Annotated in this window: 13 protein-coding genes; 5 read left to right on the forward strand and 8 right to left on the reverse strand. The window is 62.2% G+C overall.

Features of this window, described 5'->3' with window-relative positions:
- Positions 1–31 precede the first annotated feature (31 nt).
- Positions 32–733 (forward strand): GntR family transcriptional regulator, encoded by a 702-nt coding sequence (locus ABEB22_RS13950; RefSeq protein WP_349295605.1) that lies wholly within the window; start codon positions 32–34, stop codon positions 731–733.
- A gap of 262 nt (positions 734–995) precedes the next feature.
- Here the strand turns inward: ABEB22_RS13950 and ABEB22_RS13955 are convergent, their stop codons facing one another.
- The 3 genes from ABEB22_RS13955 to ABEB22_RS13965 form a co-directional block, all read right to left on the reverse strand.
- A complete protein-coding gene (locus ABEB22_RS13955; RefSeq protein WP_349295606.1) occupies positions 996–2402 on the reverse strand; it encodes a sugar porter family MFS transporter in 1407 nt (468 codons plus the stop codon).
- 321 nt (positions 2403–2723) lie between these two features.
- Positions 2724–3746: a LacI family DNA-binding transcriptional regulator gene (locus ABEB22_RS13960; RefSeq protein ID WP_349295607.1), complete on the reverse strand. Its 1023-nt coding sequence runs from the start codon at positions 3744–3746 to the stop codon at positions 2724–2726.
- A gap of 120 nt (positions 3747–3866) precedes the next feature.
- A complete protein-coding gene (locus tag ABEB22_RS13965; protein ID WP_339114908.1) occupies positions 3867–5582 on the reverse strand; it encodes a thiamine pyrophosphate-dependent enzyme in 1716 nt (571 codons plus the stop codon).
- A 239-nt stretch (positions 5583–5821) separates the two neighbouring features.
- Between ABEB22_RS13965 and ABEB22_RS13970 the strand changes: the two genes are divergently transcribed.
- Entirely contained in the window at positions 5822–7204 is a 1383-nt protein-coding gene (locus tag ABEB22_RS13970) for a trehalose-6-phosphate synthase (RefSeq protein WP_349295608.1), read from the forward strand.
- On the opposite strand, the gene ABEB22_RS13975 is transcribed toward ABEB22_RS13970, so the two are convergent.
- From ABEB22_RS13975 to ABEB22_RS13985, 3 genes are all read right to left on the reverse strand, one after another.
- A complete protein-coding gene (locus ABEB22_RS13975) occupies positions 7178–8620 on the reverse strand; it encodes a UdgX family uracil-DNA binding protein (protein ID WP_349295609.1) in 1443 nt (480 codons plus the stop codon). The genes ABEB22_RS13970 and ABEB22_RS13975 overlap by 27 nt on opposite strands.
- Positions 8620–9846, reverse strand: coding sequence for a putative DNA modification/repair radical SAM protein (locus ABEB22_RS13980; protein WP_349295610.1), 1227 nt, complete (start codon positions 9844–9846; stop codon positions 8620–8622). Before ABEB22_RS13980 ends, ABEB22_RS13975 begins: the two co-directional genes overlap by 1 nt.
- Before the next feature lie 153 nt (positions 9847–9999).
- Positions 10000–11424 carry an alanine/glycine:cation symporter family protein gene (locus ABEB22_RS13985; RefSeq protein WP_349295611.1) on the reverse strand — a complete coding sequence of 475 codons (1425 nt, stop codon included), beginning with the start codon at positions 11422–11424 and terminating at the stop codon, positions 10000–10002.
- Between the two features lie 230 nt (positions 11425–11654).
- On the opposite strand from ABEB22_RS13985, the gene ABEB22_RS13990 reads away from it, so the two are divergent.
- From ABEB22_RS13990 to ABEB22_RS14000, 3 genes are all read left to right on the forward strand, one after another.
- Positions 11655–12386: a helix-turn-helix transcriptional regulator gene (locus ABEB22_RS13990; protein WP_349295612.1), complete on the forward strand. Its 732-nt coding sequence runs from the start codon at positions 11655–11657 to the stop codon at positions 12384–12386.
- A gap of 39 nt (positions 12387–12425) precedes the next feature.
- Positions 12426–12977 (forward strand): hypothetical protein, encoded by a 552-nt coding sequence (locus ABEB22_RS13995; protein WP_349295613.1) that lies wholly within the window; start codon positions 12426–12428, stop codon positions 12975–12977.
- Between the two features lie 111 nt (positions 12978–13088).
- Positions 13089–13817 (forward strand): haloacid dehalogenase type II, encoded by a 729-nt coding sequence (locus tag ABEB22_RS14000; protein ID WP_339114915.1) that lies wholly within the window; start codon positions 13089–13091, stop codon positions 13815–13817.
- Between the two features lie 27 nt (positions 13818–13844).
- On the opposite strand, the gene ABEB22_RS14005 is transcribed toward ABEB22_RS14000, so the two are convergent.
- Together ABEB22_RS14005 and ABEB22_RS14010 are read right to left on the reverse strand one after the other, a co-directional pair.
- Positions 13845–14645, reverse strand: a complete 801-nt coding sequence (locus ABEB22_RS14005) for a phosphodiesterase (RefSeq protein ID WP_339114916.1) — start codon at positions 14643–14645, stop codon at positions 13845–13847.
- 53 nt (positions 14646–14698) lie between these two features.
- A complete protein-coding gene (locus tag ABEB22_RS14010; protein ID WP_339114917.1) occupies positions 14699–15988 on the reverse strand; it encodes an ABC transporter substrate-binding protein in 1290 nt (429 codons plus the stop codon).
- Positions 15989–16000 lie beyond the last annotated feature (12 nt).

Below are 16000 nucleotides of genomic sequence, written 5' to 3' on the forward strand. Positions count from 1 at the left end.
AGGGCGCAGACCGTGTTTGGAGAGAGACGGTATGACACTGAAGAACCTGCGCCCCGTTACGCGGCAATCGACCGAAGCGATCGTGATCGACAATCTGCGCTCTTTCATTCTGTCGGGCGAGATCGGCCCGGGCGACCGGCTGACCGAGGCGGCCATGTCCGAACAGCTGGGCGTGTCGCGCGCCACATTGCGGATGGCGCTGCACCGGTTGGCGGGGGAAGGGTTGATCGAGCAGATCCCCTATACCGGCTGGCAGGTGGCGCGGCTGTCGACAAAGGATATCTGGGAAATCTGGACCTTGCGCGGGGCGCTGGAAAGCCTTGCCTCGCGGTTGGCGGTCAGCCGTAGGGATGAGGCGGTGTTTGCCGCGATCGAAGAAGCCTATGCCGAGCTGGAGGCGGCCTGTGCGCGGGGAAACATGCGTGCCATCAGCGCCGCCGATTTCGCGCTGCATCAGGTGATCATCGACGGGGCCGATAATGCGCGGCTGGCGGCGCAATACCGTGTGGTCGAGCAGCAGGTGCGGGTGTTCATCGCAACCAGCAACCTGCATGTCGCGACCGGCCCCGAGGATATTATCGCCCAGCATGAACCGCTCATTGTGGCCTTCCGTGCCCGCGACGCCAAGGCCGCTGCCGATGCCGCATGGGCGCATGACCAGTCCGAGGGCGAACGGCTGATTGCCTGGCTGATGGCCAATGAAACCCCGCCCGCCAATACTCACAAGGGTTAGCTCCTATGAAAGCATTAATTATTCTCGCGGCATTTTAGATATTTGCCGACCCGGGTGCGCATGGAATCGGTTGAAAGCGGCGGTTTTTGTTCGCATATTGTTCCTCGCAAGCAGCATTCGTTGCCGGCCGGCGCACCACCCCACACCCTTGCCCCCAGTCGGCCGGCAACATCTCTGCCTGTTTCTTTCTGACCATGTTCGCCATAAAAATGCACCCGCCCGAAGGCAGGTGCGCACGCTCGTCCGGGAACCGGGGCGGGCCTTACAGGGTGCCGGCGCGGATCTTCTCCTCGAAGGCCTCGAGCGATAGGCCGCGTGTCTCGGGGACCCAGCGATGCACGAAGAGGAACGATCCCACCGCGATGATCGCGAAGATGAAGAAGGCCGGAGCGATGCCGAAGGCTGCCACGAAGGGCGGGAAGACGAAGGTCAGTATCGCGTTGGCGATCCATAGGCAGAATACGCATATGCCCATCGCGAAACTGCGGATGCGCAGCGGGAACATCTCGGCCAGAAGCAGCCAGACCAGCGGTCCGATCGTGCCCTGCATGAAGAAGACGAAGGCGGCGACGAGCACCATGATTGCATAGGGTTTGAACGCGGTTTCGGGCATCCACAGGGCGGCTAGACCCACCAGAAGATGGAAGACGGCGATCAGCCCGAAGCCCCCCAGCAGCATGGTCCGGCGGTCGATCTTGTTCATGATGATCAGGCCCACGATGATCCCTGCAAGGCTCATGAGCCCGTTGAGGATATTGGCGATGATCGCGGCCTGTGCCGAGAAGCCCGAATCCTGAAGCAATTGTGTGCCGTAATACATGATCGCGTTGATGCCGGTGAATTGCTGGCATACCCCCAGCACGACCCCGATCACGATCAGCCGGCGGACCCAGGGCTCGCGCCACATGCTGGTGACATCGGCCTCGTCATTTCCCAGCTCCTTCAACTCGCGCACTTCGGCGCGGGCCTGATGCTCGGGGCGGATCTGGCGCAGCACATCGAGCGCCTCGTCATGGCGGTCCTGCGACGACAGCCAGCGCGGGCTGGAGGGCATGCGCAGCATTCCGATCATCAGCGCGAAGGCCGGAAGCACTGCGATGATCAGCATATAGCGCCAGACAGAGGCATGATGACCCCAGAAATTATAGATGATCGCGTTGATCACGAAGGCCGCGACCTGACCGATGATAATCATCAGCTCGTTGCGGGTCACGAGGCTGCCGCGCTGGTCATGCGGCGCCACTTCGGCGATGTAGATCGGGACGATGGCCGATGCGCCCCCCACGGCGGTGCCCAGCACAAAGCGGAAAAGCGCAAGCATCTCCCAGTTGGGCGCAGTCGCCGCTCCGATCGTGCCAATGATGAACAGGGCCGACAGCGCCAGAATACAGCTGCGGCGGCCAAAACGGTCGGCCAGATTGCCGCCGATCATCGCGCCGATCGCCGCACCGAAAACCAGAATCGACACGACGAATCCTTCGCGCGCCGCCGACAGGCCGAGATCATGGCGGAGCGGCTCGAGCGCGCCGTTGATGACGCCCGTGTCATATCCGAAGAGCAGACCGCCCAGGGTCGAGACGATGATGATCGACCCCAAGCGCTTGGTATGTGATCCGGCAGCGTCTGACGAGCCTGCATCACCATCATTGTTGGTTTGAATATGCGACAAAGATAATCCCCTCCAGATTAAATTAAGTCATCCCCTCCCGGGCAGGCATATCCTAGCGCAGGGTTCGATCTGATATCATCATGTTTTTTCTGGAAGAAATGATTGTTAAACTTGCCATGATACGGGCCAGGGGGATGCTTTCTTGCCAGAGCGCGTTCCCGACGGCTGTGCTAACCATCTGATTTGACGTATCAAAGCAACCATCTCTCTTGAGTGCCAAAAATATTGGTAAATGAGAGATATTATGGGAAATGTTTCATCCCAGATAGCCATATTTTCTCATTATGAGATATTCCGGCAAGGTTATGAGCCTGCTTTTGGTTAGATTGTCTCTGCAATCCGGATATCGATGCGGATGTCGAGCGTATCGAGGAGGCGCGCCTCCGGATAGAGCGTGGCTTCTTCCATCTGCCGGACAACCTTTTCGGCGATTTCGTAAATCGAGTGGCTGATAATAGCATCGACACGGCCCGACCGGAGTTCGGCATCGCCCGCATCGCAATGTTCGGTGCCGACCAGAGGCACGCGCGGCCCCGCAAAATTGGCGAGCGCATCGGCCGCGCCGCGCAGCCCGCCCCCCAGAACCGCGAGCCCCGCCAGATCGGGTTCGGTTGCCAGCAGCTTCGAGACGATCTCGTAGGCGATCTGGTCGGATTCCCGCGTCTCCATATAGGGCAGGACGGTCAGCGTCTCGCTCTCGGCCAGATAGTCGCGCAGGCCCACATCATAGGCGCGGTGGATGTCATAGTCGATCGAGCCCAGCAGAATCGCCACCACGCCTTGCTTGCGGCATAGCTGCCGCATCAGCCAGCCGGTGCCACGGCCCATCTTCTCTCCATTCGCGCCGATGAACCCCGCGATCTCGGGACAACGAAGCGGGCTGAGGAGTGCAAAGACCGGCATATTTGCCTCGGCAATGGCCTGTCGCGTCGCCGGGCCGTCAATCGCCACGATCGCAATGGCGCTGCAGGTCCGGCTCAGGGCGCGCAGCGCCTCCGCCGTCTCGCGATCGTCGGGCTTGTCGAGATGGATGATCTCGTGTGTGATGTCGAGTTGTGTGGAGCCGTCGCAGCGTATCTGCAGGTTATGCGCGAGTTCCGCGTAGAATTCCCGCGACCGCGAGTTGAGAATGAAGCCGAATTTCGCTTCCGGCGCACCTTCGGTCAACCGGCCCAGAATGGTCGGCACCCCGTGATAGCCGATACGTTCCGCTGCGCGCAGCACATGGGCCACCGTGGCCGCGCTCACGGTGCCACGGCGGTTGAGGATGCGGTCCACGGTCGAAAGGCTGACGCCTGCCGCCTCGGCCACATCCTTCATCTTGGGTCGCTTCTTCATCGTCATGGGCTGGCCTGCACGGATGTCTGTAACGCCCTATCGGGCAAGCCCCAGTGTATATCGCAAATCGGGTATATGCACCTGTCTTTGCAGTCCCACGACGTTCCGGCGCGACCTGTCACCCGTTTAACGCAGGAAGTTATCGGCCAAGAGATCGACGACCTCCTTGCTGCGCCCCTTCGCCACCGCCTTGGCGCCGAAAAGCGCGGTGGAGGCGACCTGCGAGGCCGCGATTTTGGGGGGCATGACCAATTCCATCCGGCTCGTGCGCACATCGAGCACTGCAGGGCCGGGCTGGGCCAGCCAGTCGGCCACCGCCGCCTGCAGGTCGCTTGCGGTCTCGACCCTGCGCCCCCAGAGGCCCATCGCGCGGGCAACCTCGCCGAAATCGGGGTTCTTCAGGCCGGTGAAGGCGTCAAGCAGCCCCTCGACACGCTGTTCCATCTCCACAAAGCCCAGAGTCTCGTTGTTATAGATGACGATCTTTACAGGGATGTCTTCCTGCTTCAGCGTCAGTAGATCCCCCATCAGCATCGACAGCCCGCCATCGCCGCAAAGCGCGATCACCTGACGGTCGGGATAGGCCTTGGCGATCCCCATCGCCTGCGGATAGGCATTGGCCATCGTGCCATGCAGGAGCGAGGTCAGGAAGCGGCGCTGGCCCTTCGCGCGGATATGGCGCAGCATCCATACCATGGGAGAGCCGCCATCCGCGGTGAAGACCGCATCATCCATTGCATGGTGGTTGATCGCCATGGTCAGTGCCTGCGGATGGATCAGGCTCGGGTCGGGCTCGCGCGCCTCGCGGCCATAGCCTTCGAGATCCCTGTGATATTGCTCCACGGCCTTTTTCAGCCAGCGGGTATCGGAATGCGGTGCGAGCTGGGGCAGGAGCGCCTGAACGGTGGCCGTCACATCGCCGATTAGCCCCAGATCCACAGGGGAACGCCGCCCGATCGCCATCGGGTCGATATCCACCTGCACGATTTTGGCTTTCTCGGGATAGAACTGCGTATAGGCGAAATCGGTGCCTAGACAGAGCATGAGGTCGCAATTCGCCACGGCCTCCATGCCCGCGCGATTGCCCAGAATGCCGGTCATGCCGACCTGCCACGGATTGTCGGGCTCGATGAACTCCTTCGCGCGGGTCGAGTGCACGATAGGCGCGCGGATCTTCTCGGCCAGCGCGATCAATTCGGGGCGGGCATCGCGGGCACCGATCCCTGCATAGATCACGGGGCGCTGCGCCTGATCCACCATCTGCGCCAGTCGCGCCAGTTCGGTAGGTGCGGGGGTCACAACGGGCGCAGGCCGGTGCACCGACCATGCCAGCGCGTCATCGGTTTTCTCGGTGAACATGTCGCCATTGACGATGATGACCGCGAGCCCCTTCTTGGTCAGCGCGGCCTGTGCGGCAAGGGTGGTGATCCGGCGCGCCTGATCGGGGTGGGAAATCCGCTCGCAAAACACCGATGCCTGTTCGTAGATCGCTTTCTGGTCGACCTCTTGCGGAAAGCCCAGACCTTCCTCGTTACGCGCCACATTTGAGGCAATCAGCACGACCGGCGCGCCGTTGCGGTGGCTCTCGAACAGGCCATTCACGAAATGCAGCGATCCCGGCCCGCAGGTGCCCGCACATAGCGTCAGCTCGCCCGTCATATACGCCTCGCCGCCGGCAGCAAATCCGCCCGCCTCCTCGTGGCGCACATGCACCCAGTCGATCTCGGATTTGCGCAATGCGTCGGTGAAATGGTTGATTGTATCGCCGACCACACCGTAACAGCGCTTGGCCCCTGCGGCCTGAAGGGTCTCGGTAATGATCTTTGCAACGGATTTGGACATATCGCAGCCTTTCGGAGTGGAAATCTGAGTTTTTACGTCTGTCCCTGCAACGTTTTGGCGGGCAGCTCGGATCCTGTCGTGCGCGCACAAGAGTGTGAGGGCGGGGCATGACGCGACGAGAGAGAGCCCAAAGCAGAAATTGATCTCATATCAAGGAACAGCGCCTCCGCCGCTGCGTTACCGCGTAGACTTCATGGAAATGGCGGGCCCGCCCATGTGCGGGTTTTGAGGAGGCTATAATGGCAGGGCGGCTGATCGTTGTTTCAAACAGGATCCCCACGGGCGATCCTTCCGGAGGGCTGGTTGTGGCGCTGCATGACGCGCTTCTGGCGCGCGGCGGCACATGGATCGGCGCCGATCCCGACCCGTCCGAGGAAGGGCGCGACAGGCTTCACGATCTGGGCAATGTGCCCTACCAGAAGCGTGCCTTCCGTCTGAGTGCCGCCGAGCGCGCCAATTATTACAGCGGCTACGCCAATTCGGTGCTCTGGCCTGTCTGCCATCGCCGCACCGATCTGGTCGAAATCCGCTCCGAATACCGCGCCGATTATCTGGCGGTGAACCTGCGTCTGGCGCGGCTTATCGCCAAGGAGCTTGGCCCACAGGATGTGATCTGGGTGCATGATTACCATTTTCTGCCGCTGGCCACGATGCTGCGCTCGCTCGGGGTGACCAACCGGATCGGTTTCTTCCTGCATATTCCTTTCCCCAACATCACCGATCTCGATGTGTTGCCGCGCCCCGAGGATTTCGCGCGCTGGCTTTCGGGCTATAATCTCGTCGGGCTGCAGACGCGCCGTGATGTAGCGCGTGCGTTCGAGATGTTCCGCGCCGATCCGCGGGCCGAGTTCCTGCGCGACGGGACGGTGAAATTCGAGGAGAATATCGTCTCTGTGGCGTCGTTCCCGATCGGGATCGACAGCGAGCAAATCGAGGGAATTGCCGCGCGCGCCGACACGGGACCTTTCGGGGCGGCCGATCCGCGCGAGCTGATCATCGGTGCCGACCGGCTGGATTACAGCAAAGGCCTGCCGCAGAAATTCGAGGCCTTCGGGCGTCTCCTGCAGGGGCGCATCGATCCGCAGGCGCGGCCCACGCTCTTGCAGATCGCCTCGCCCAGTCGCGCCGATGTCGCGGCTTATCAGCAGATCACCAGCGAATTGCAGGCGATTTCGGGCCGTATCAACGGACGGTATTCCGAGCTGGATTGGCAGCCCTTGCGCTTCGTGCATCGCTCGGTCGATCGCGAGCGGCTGATCGGGCTCATGCGCCGTGCCGAGGTGGGACTGGTCACGCCTCTTGCCGACGGGATGAACCTTGTGGCCAAGGAATTCGTCGCGGCTCAGGACCCCGAAGATCCGGGAGTATTGGTGCTGTCGCGCTTTGCGGGGGCGGCGGAGGATATGAAAGGTGCGCTCCTGATCAATCCGCATGATCTGGACGAGACGGCGGGCGCGGTAGAGCTGGCCTTAGCGATGCCGCTGGCCGAGCGCAAATGCCGTTTCGAGGATTGCCTGCAGGTGGTGCGCGACAGCCGGATCTCGGTCTGGACGGATCGCTATCTTGCGCGGCTGGCCAGCTGCGTGCCAACCCTGTCACTGGCGCCCAGAGCCAGCGCCTGATGACTGCCAGCCTGCGGCGAGGCCGAGGCTTCTGGTGAACTCTGCCTGCCGCGCCTCGGCTAGCGCGCGGTCGGGCAGGCGCAGAAGGTAGGCGGGGTGATAGGTGATCAGGCAGGGCGTGCCATCGGGCAGGGTCTCGACCTGTCCCGCGCGCTCGACCAACTCCTTGCCCGTGCCGGTCAATGACGCGGCAGCGGTGGCCCCCATCGCCACTACCAGATCGGGACGGACCAGCTTGCGTTCGAGATCCAGCCACCAGCGGCAGGCCTGCACCTCTCCCGCATTCGGGGCCCGATGCAGCCGCTGCTTGCCGCGTGGCGCGAATTTGAAATGTTTCACCGCGTTGGTCAGCCAGATCTTTTCACGCCTAAGTCCTGCTGCCTGCGCGCAGCGGTCAAATAGTTGGCCGGCTGGCCCTACAAAGGGACGGCCCTTCAGGTCTTCCTGCTCCCCCGGCTGTTCACCCACCACCATCACGCGGGCCCCGGTTGCACCTTCGCCCGCCACCCCTTGGGTCGCGCAGGGGCCGATGGCGCAGCGGCGGCAGGCATCGAGCGCCGGTTTCATCGTTGCAAGCGTCACATCCTCGGGCAGGTCTTTCGGCGCGGGCCGCAGCTTCTCGGCGATGGCGGCGGCGGGCAGGGGCATGGCCTCCTGCATGGCGCGGGCGCGTTCGGGCGCTTGCCGGATCATCTCGGGGATCAGCCGCGCCTCCGGCAGGTTCTTCCAGTATTTGCGCGGCATCTCGGAGGTCATCGCCTTCACCATCAGCCGCGCGGGGTTGAAAATATGGGTGAAATAGGTCCGCCACAGCTCTTCGGTGGCATCCTCGGGGGGTGGAGTGCGATCTTCGGTTTCGGTGTAACTCAACCGGCCGCCCTCGAACCGCGCGGTCAGCGAGGGTGTGGCGATCACCCAATCCATATCGCCGAAACGTTTGGCAAAGAAGGGGGTCGCAGGCTCGACGATAGGGTGGTCCGGCTCGAACCACGCAGCAAAGGCGCGGCGGTTGGCGCCTTGGGCGGTGATCTCGCGGAAGCGGACAAAAGCATGCATCTTGTGGATATCGCGCCGCACATGCTTGGCCTGTGCGAGGAGCTTGTGTAGCGCCGGATCACTGCGGTCGCCCCAGCGTAGGGCCCCGCGCGACAGGCGCAGCACGAGGCCATAGGCGCGGGCAAAGCGCTCGGGGTCGGAATGGTGGAGCGCGCATTCGATCTCCGAAAGGGCTGCGCGGGGAAGGGTCAGGGTGACGGGGGCACCCTTGGGCGCGGCATTGCCGCCGAACAGATCGGGGGCCGCCTCTCCCACCCGCCAGAGGACGGCCTCGGCAGGCACACCGCGCGCGGCCAGCCCTCGCGCCGTCTCGCGCCATGCGGCCACCGTGCCGATGCGGGGCAGGGCGATCTCTTCCATCAGAAGAGGCTCAGCTGTTCGGGGGGTGGGGCAAAGCGGGCCCGCAAATCTTGCGCATCGAGGCTGCGCGCCGTCCAGCCCGGTAAGGTGATAAAGGGGCGGGCATGTTTCATCACGCAGCCGATCTTCACCAGCGTCTCATAGCGCAGCATGCCATGTTTGCGCGCCGCCAGAATGCGTTCGACCGAGCGGGTGCCAAAGCCGGGCACCCGCAGGAGCAGCTCCTTGGGCGCGCGGTTCACATCCACCGGAAACTGCTCGCGATGGGCCAGCGCCCATGCCATTTTGGGATCCACCTCAAGGTCCAGCATCCCCGAGGGTGGCGCGATCTCGCCCGCCTCGAATCCGTAAAACCGCATCAGCCAGTCGGCCTGATAGAGCCGGTGCTCGCGCATCAGGGGCGGGCGTTTGAGGGGCAGCAGCTTCGAGGCATCGGGGATCGGCGAGAAGGCCGAATAATAGACCCGCGACAGGTGATAGCCCGAATAAAGCCGCGAGGCCGAATGCAGGATATCGCCGTCATGCGCCGCATCCGCCCCCACGATCATCTGCGTGGACTGGCCCGCAGGTGCAAAGCGGCCCGCACGGCGGCCTTTATGGCTGCGCTCCTTCGCGGCCTCGCGGCGATTGCGGACCTCGGCCATCGCGGTGCGGATCTGCTGGGCGCTTTTCTCGGGGGCGTAATCCGAGAGCCCCTTATCGGTGGGCAGCTCGACATTGATCGACAGGCGGTCCGCCCATTTGCCCGCCTCGTCGATCAGCTCGGGGGCGGCATCGGGGATGGTCTTGAGATGGATATAGCCGCGGAAGTTCTCCTGTTGCCGCAGCGTGCGTGCGATGCGCACCATATCGGCCATCGTATCATCGGGGCTGCGGATGATGCCCGACGAAAGGAACAGCCCCTCGATATAGTTGCGGCGGTAGAACTCGACCGTCAGACTGACGACTTCCTCGACGCTGAAACGGGCGCGTTCGACATGGCTGGAGGCACGGTTAATGCAGTAGGCGCAGTCATAGATGCAGAAATTGGTCATCAGGATCTTCAGGAGGCTGATGCAACGCCCGTCCGGCGCATAAGCATGGCAGATGCCCGACCCGCCCGAGGAGCCAAGGCCCTTGCCGTCTTTCGACGACCGTTTCTGCCCGCCCGAAGAGGCGCAGGAGGCATCATATTTGGCGGCATCGGCGAGGATTGCCAGCTTGTCTGATATTGTGCGTTTGACCATGGTGTTCATCATATGTTCACTAATGTTAACGGGCAAGGGATTTTTCACGGCCCGCCCATCACAGTTTGGCGGCATGAAAAAAGGGCCGCCTTGCGGCAGCCCATCGAGTGGTCTCCTCGGGCGTTCTTATGCGCCCTATGGATCGGTTGTCGCTCAGAGTTTCTTGTCCCATGCGCTGCGGTCGATATCGAGATCCGCATACATATCGGGGTCGAGCACCGGACGCTCCACGCCCGCCTTCAGCTGGGCGCGGAAATCGCGCAAGAGGCGCATCGCCACGGGGAACAGCATCATGATCGCCAACAGGTTCACCAGCGCCAGCACGCCCATCAGCGGGTCGGAGAAGAAGAACACTGCGGTTGCCCCGGGTGCGAGCGCACCGATGAAGACAATAGCGACGATCGCGATGCGCAGGATCAGGATTGCGGCGGGGCTTTCGCTAAAGACCGAAAGTGCGTTCTCGCCCAGATAGTAGTTGTAGATGATGGACGAGAAGGCAAAGAGCAGCACCGCGATGGACAGGTAGTATTGCGCCCAGTTGCCCAGCTCGCTGGTGACCGATTGCTGCGTGAGGACCACACCGTCAATGCCTTCGGCACCGGGGACATAGACATCGCTCAAGAGGATCACGAAAGCCGTGCACGAGCAGATGACGATTGTGTCGATGAAGACCGAGAAGGACTGCGTGATGCCCTGGCTGATCGGGTGGCGCACCTCTGCGGTGGCGGCCACGTTGGGCGCGGAGCCCAGACCTGCCTCGTTCGAGAAGAGACCGCGACGCATGCCCTGCATGATGGCCGCGCCCATACCGCCGCCGACGGCCTGTTCGATGCCGAAAGCGTTCTTGACGATCATCGAGAAGACCTGCGGCACTTCGGTGATGTTGAGCGCAATGACCACGAGCGCCATCAGCAGATACCCCACAGCCATGATCGGCACGATCACGTCAGAGGCTTTCGCGATGCGGTGGATACCGCCAAAGATGATGATGGCGGAAATGATCGACAGGCCGATTGCCGTCCAGAGACGGTCGATATGGAAGCTGTCCTGCATCGCGCCGGCCACGGTATTGCCCTGGAACGCATTGAAGCCGAAGCCGAAGGCCGCGATGAGGCAGACCGCGTAGAGCCCTGCAAGCCATTTGTATTCGGGGCCCAGACCATGGATGATCGCATAGGCGGGACCACCACGGAAACTGTGTTCGCCCGTGCGGCGCTTGAACAGCTGTGCGATCGAGCATTCGACAAGGCTGGTGGCCATGCCAACAAGCGCCACGGCCCACATCCAGAATACGGCCCCCGGACCGCCCAGCGTGATCGCCACGGCAACGCCTGCGATATTGCCGCCGCCTACGCGTCCGCCGACCGAGACCAGAAGCGCCTCGCGCGCCGAGATCTTGTCATTATCGGCCGCGTTGTTCGATTTGCGCAGAACGCGGAACATCCGTCCGAAAAAGCGGAACTGCACAAAGCCGGTTGCCAGAGTGATGAACACGCCGAAGACGACGAGAATCGGGATCAGCGACCAACCCCAAGTCAGATCGCCGATCTTGCTAAAGATCAGCTCCAGAAAATCCATGATATCCCCCATTATTGTCGCGTTTGGTTTTGTTGTCGCGAATTCGGTGCAAACTAGGGATGCAGTTACGGAATACCATGGTCTATCTTGCATCAGGCAGACGCGACCGGATACATAAGTAGCGTCAACTAGCATCAAGAGGTGGGCGGGTGTCCCAGGATCTGCCACGAAATCTACGACTACTATGTAGTTATCATAGCTCGATCGTATCGGTCTGCCAGCAGTTGGGGGTGAATCGTTCGCAGTTCAATCGCTACCTGACGGGGGAGACCTTTCCCTCGCTGCGCTCCATGCGGCGGATCTGCGACTTCTTCGGGGTGGAAGAGGCCGAGCTGCTGCTGTCGCATGCGCAATTCGCCGAGATCGTCCGGCTGCGCCCGCAAAGCACCGGATTGCGCACCGAGCTTGATACTGTGGCCCGCACAGCCACCGATTTGCGGGCGGGTTCGGCCAAGGCGTTGATGCCTTATCTGGGTCACTACCTCACATGGTATAATTCCATGTCCCATCCGGGGCAGGTGCTTTGCGCGCTGACCAGGCTCTACGAGACCCCTTTCGGGGTGAATGTCAAAAGCGTCGAGAGCGTGGGCCGTGTTGGGGCGCGCAAGTTTACCTGCAAATACGAGGGCGCCTGTTTTCTGCTGGGCGATCGTCTGTTCATGACGGTGATGGAGACGCTGACCCGTAACGAGGTGATGCAGATCATCCTCTATCCCAGTTATAACAATCGCATCCGCTATCTGAGTGGGGTGGTTTCGGGGGTGGCGGCCCGTGCGCCGCGTCCGCCTTCGGCCACGCAGATGGTCATGGAATATCTGGGCAAATCGGTCGATCTGCGGGCGATGATGCGGCGCTCGGGGCTTTATGCGCCAGATGACAGCCTGATCCCCGAAGAGGTGCGGCTGATGCTCTCGAACGGGTTGCGACCGGGAAGCCATCTGGTCGAGGCGCCCCTGCCATAACCCATTGGCGAATCCGTCTGTTCTTGATATGTTCCTGACATGGTCGCCGATTTCCACACATCTATCGCGTTGCGCCGCGGGCGGGTGCATGAGGTCCATGGCGCCGGAGCCATGGCCTTTGCCCTGATCACGACACGTAGTGCTGCTGTGTTATGGATCCGCGAGGCATGGCGGGCCGAGGGGCTGGACCCGCAGGGATTGATCCCCTTCCGCCCGCCCGAGGGGCTTTTGCTTGCGCGTCCGTCCGACCAGACCGATGCGTTGGCCGTGGCCGAAGAGGCGCTGAAGGATGGTGCGCTGCCTTTTGTGGTGCTGGAGGTCACGCGCCCGCTGAACCTGCGCGAAGGCCGTCGTTTGCAGCTGGCGGCCAAGGCCGGAAACAGTCTGGGGCTGTGCATCATTCCCGAAGGTATGGGCTCAAACGCCGCCGAGACCCGCTGGCGGGCGGAGCCGGTCTTCGACCCGTTGGGGCAGGGCATGGTGGTGGACTGGCATCTGAGCAAGAACAAATCCGGCCCGCTTGGCACATGGCGTCTGGCATGGGAGGCGCAGGCGGGCCGGATGCGGGTTCTGGCGCAGGCGTCTGCCTAAAAATTGACCCGTCATCTTTCTGCGCCTCTCGCGCGGGCGATTGCGCTTGTCCGCGCGGTCATGATCTTTAGCAATAGGGCGAACCGACAGATATCGCGTAAAGGTGGCCCGATGAATTTGACCGATTTCAAGATCCTGACGTTTGACGTCTATGGCACGCTGATCGACTGGGAGAGCGGCATGTTCGAGGGGCTCAAGCCACTGACCTCGCAGCTGAAAACCCCGTTGAGCCGCGATCAGGTCCTCGAGGCGCATGCCTATCACGAAAGCACCCAGCAGGCCTGGACTCCGGCCATGCCCTATACCCGGCTTCTGGCCACCGTCTATCGCCGTCTGGCAGAGGAATGGCAGATCCCCGTGACATGGGAAGAATGCGAGACCTATGGCCGGTCGGTCGAACATTGGCCCGCCTTCCCCGATAGCGCCGAGGCGCTGCGTTACCTACAGCAGCATTACAAGCTCTGCGTGCTCTCCAATGTGGATGCGGCTTCGTTCAAACATTCCAATGCGAAGCTGGGCGTGACCTTCGATCATGTCTACACCGCCGAGGATATCGGCAGCTACAAGCCCTCGGACCGGAATTTCGACTATATGATCGGGCATCTGGCGCGGGTCGGGATAGCCAAGGACCAGATCCTGCATACGGCCGAGAGCATGTTCCATGACCACCAGCCCGCAAACCGTCACGGGCTGGCCAATGCGTGGATCTATCGCCGCCACGACAAGGAAGGCTTTGGTGCCACGATGAATCCGGGCGAGATGCCGAGCTATGATTTCCGCTTCAACTCGATGGCGGAACTGGCGCAGGCGCATAAAGAGGCGGTTGCCGCAATGGCCTGAGGCGGGGCGGGAAGTCCCTGACCAAAGTCAGGGACCGACGCAGACAGGGGCCTGCACCGTGGGCACCTGCCCAGCCTCGGCCATGAAGGCGCGGAACCCCAGCCCGTCGAGGAAGATCACGCGGTAATGGGCGTGGCCCTTGGTCCACCACGGATCGGGGCGATCGATCTCGGTGATGAAGCGATGCGCGCAGGCCTGACCCGCGCTGTAGGCGATGCCTTCGGGCGAGGTGCCCGTGAGCGGCATATGGATATGGCCGAAGACGATATGGCGAATGCCCTGCGGATGGGCGGCCAACCGCGCCATCACGCGGCCCTCGTCATGCAGGCTGATATTGGTAAAATGGCCGATCCCGTCATCCATCGGCGGGTGGTGGATGAAGATCGTGGGCGGCAGCGGGCCTGCGCCTTGCAGGGCCTTGTCCAGAAATTCCATCCGGTCGGGCCCGAAAATGCCGCCGATCACGCCCGCCTCATGGGTATCAAGAAAGATCAGCCGTCCGAAATCTGTGTCCTGAACCCCCTGCACATAGCCATTGGCGTCGAGCGGATGCTCGGGGAAGGCGGCGATAAAATTGGGCCGGTCGTCATGATTGCCCAGCATCAGCCGCACGGGGAAGGGCACAGGCGCCAGGATCTCGCGAAGAAGGTCATAGGCCTCGGGGTCGCCGTGGTTGCACAGATCGCCGGTGATCACCATCAGATCGGCGTCTCTATGGCGGTTCAGGATATCGTCGATGGCCGCGCGCATCTGCGCCTCGGGGTCCACCGTGTTGGCCAGTTGGCCCGCGGGCATCAGATGGGTGTCGGTCAGCTGGATGATCTTCATGGCTCTGCTTTCAAAGGTCATGCGGGAGGCCAGAGCCCCCCGCATGGTTTGGGTCATTCCATCAGGGCGTTGGTCTGTTCCACGATCTGCTTCAGCCCGTCCTCGGGCGAGACCTCGCCGCGCATGACCGTGCCGATGATGTCACGCTGGGTGCGCCAGATACGGACCGAGTCGCCACCCGGATAACCCGCCCAAGGCAGCGATTTGTCGGCCTGCAGCGAGGCGGTTTTTACGTTGGGATGCTCGGCGTAATAAGGCGCCAGATAGGCCTCGCCGGTGGCGTTCTTGTTGGTGGGCAGATAGCCCGTGATGCGCACGATCACGTTCTGCGCCTCGGGGCCGGTGATCCATTTGAGATAGTTCCACGCGGCCTGTTGCTTGGCCTTGTCCTGCGTGAGGATGACGGCCGAGTTGCCACCCGTGGGCACGCCGCCATTGGTCTTGTCATCCAGCGGGAAGGTCGCGGTGGCCAGATCGAACCGGTCGCCCACAAGGCCCTCGATCGTCTGCACATGGGCAGGCGTCGAGACCATGAAGCCCGTCTTGCCTGCGCCAAACTGCTGGCGCGCCTGATCCCAGTCGAAGGTCGGCGCACCGGCCTCGGCGGCCATCTGGCGGATCATCTTCAGCGCGTTCAGCCCGATCTCGTTATCGAAAGCCACCTTGCCGGTGGTCTCATCGACCAGCTTGCCGCCCTGCTCGAAGATCAGCGCCTGCCAGAGCCAGTCATCCGGCCAGCCCGCGATATCATAGGCCATGCCCGCCATATCGGGGTGCATCTGGTGGATCTTGGCGCCAAGCGCGATCAGCTCGGGCATGGTGTCGGGCATATGCGCCGGATCGGCGCCCGCCTCTTTCACCAGCTCGGAATTGATATAGAGGATCGGCGAAGACGCATTGACCGGCAGGCCATATTGCTTGCCATCGATCTGGCCAAGCGCCGCCATATTGGGCGAGTAGTTCTTGTTGAGGAAGGACTGACCGCCCTCGGCTTCGATGAAGGGCCCCAGGTCGGTGATCTGGCCGCGCGGCTCCAGCGTATGGACCAGCTCGGCGGTCAGGTTATAGCCCGAGAAATAGACATCCGGCAGATCGCCCGTCACCGCCGAGCGCAGCACCTGCGCCTGACCGTCGGTATAATTGGCGGCGGGTGCTAGGAAGTTGATCTTCACACCCGGATTGTTCTTCTCGAATTCCTCGGCCAGCGGCTGATGGAATTTCGTAAAGCCCGGCATGTTGTAGAGCACATTCAGCGTGACCTCTTGCGCCATGGCGGGAAGCGCCATCAGCAAAGCGGCAGAGGTGGTAAGCCCCGTCAGAACGGTGCGGCGGGTGGGATACATGGGAAAACTCCG

It is taken from the genome of Thioclava sp. 'Guangxiensis' (assembly GCF_045348365.1).
Lineage (GTDB): Bacteria > Pseudomonadota > Alphaproteobacteria > Rhodobacterales > Rhodobacteraceae > Thioclava > Thioclava kandeliae.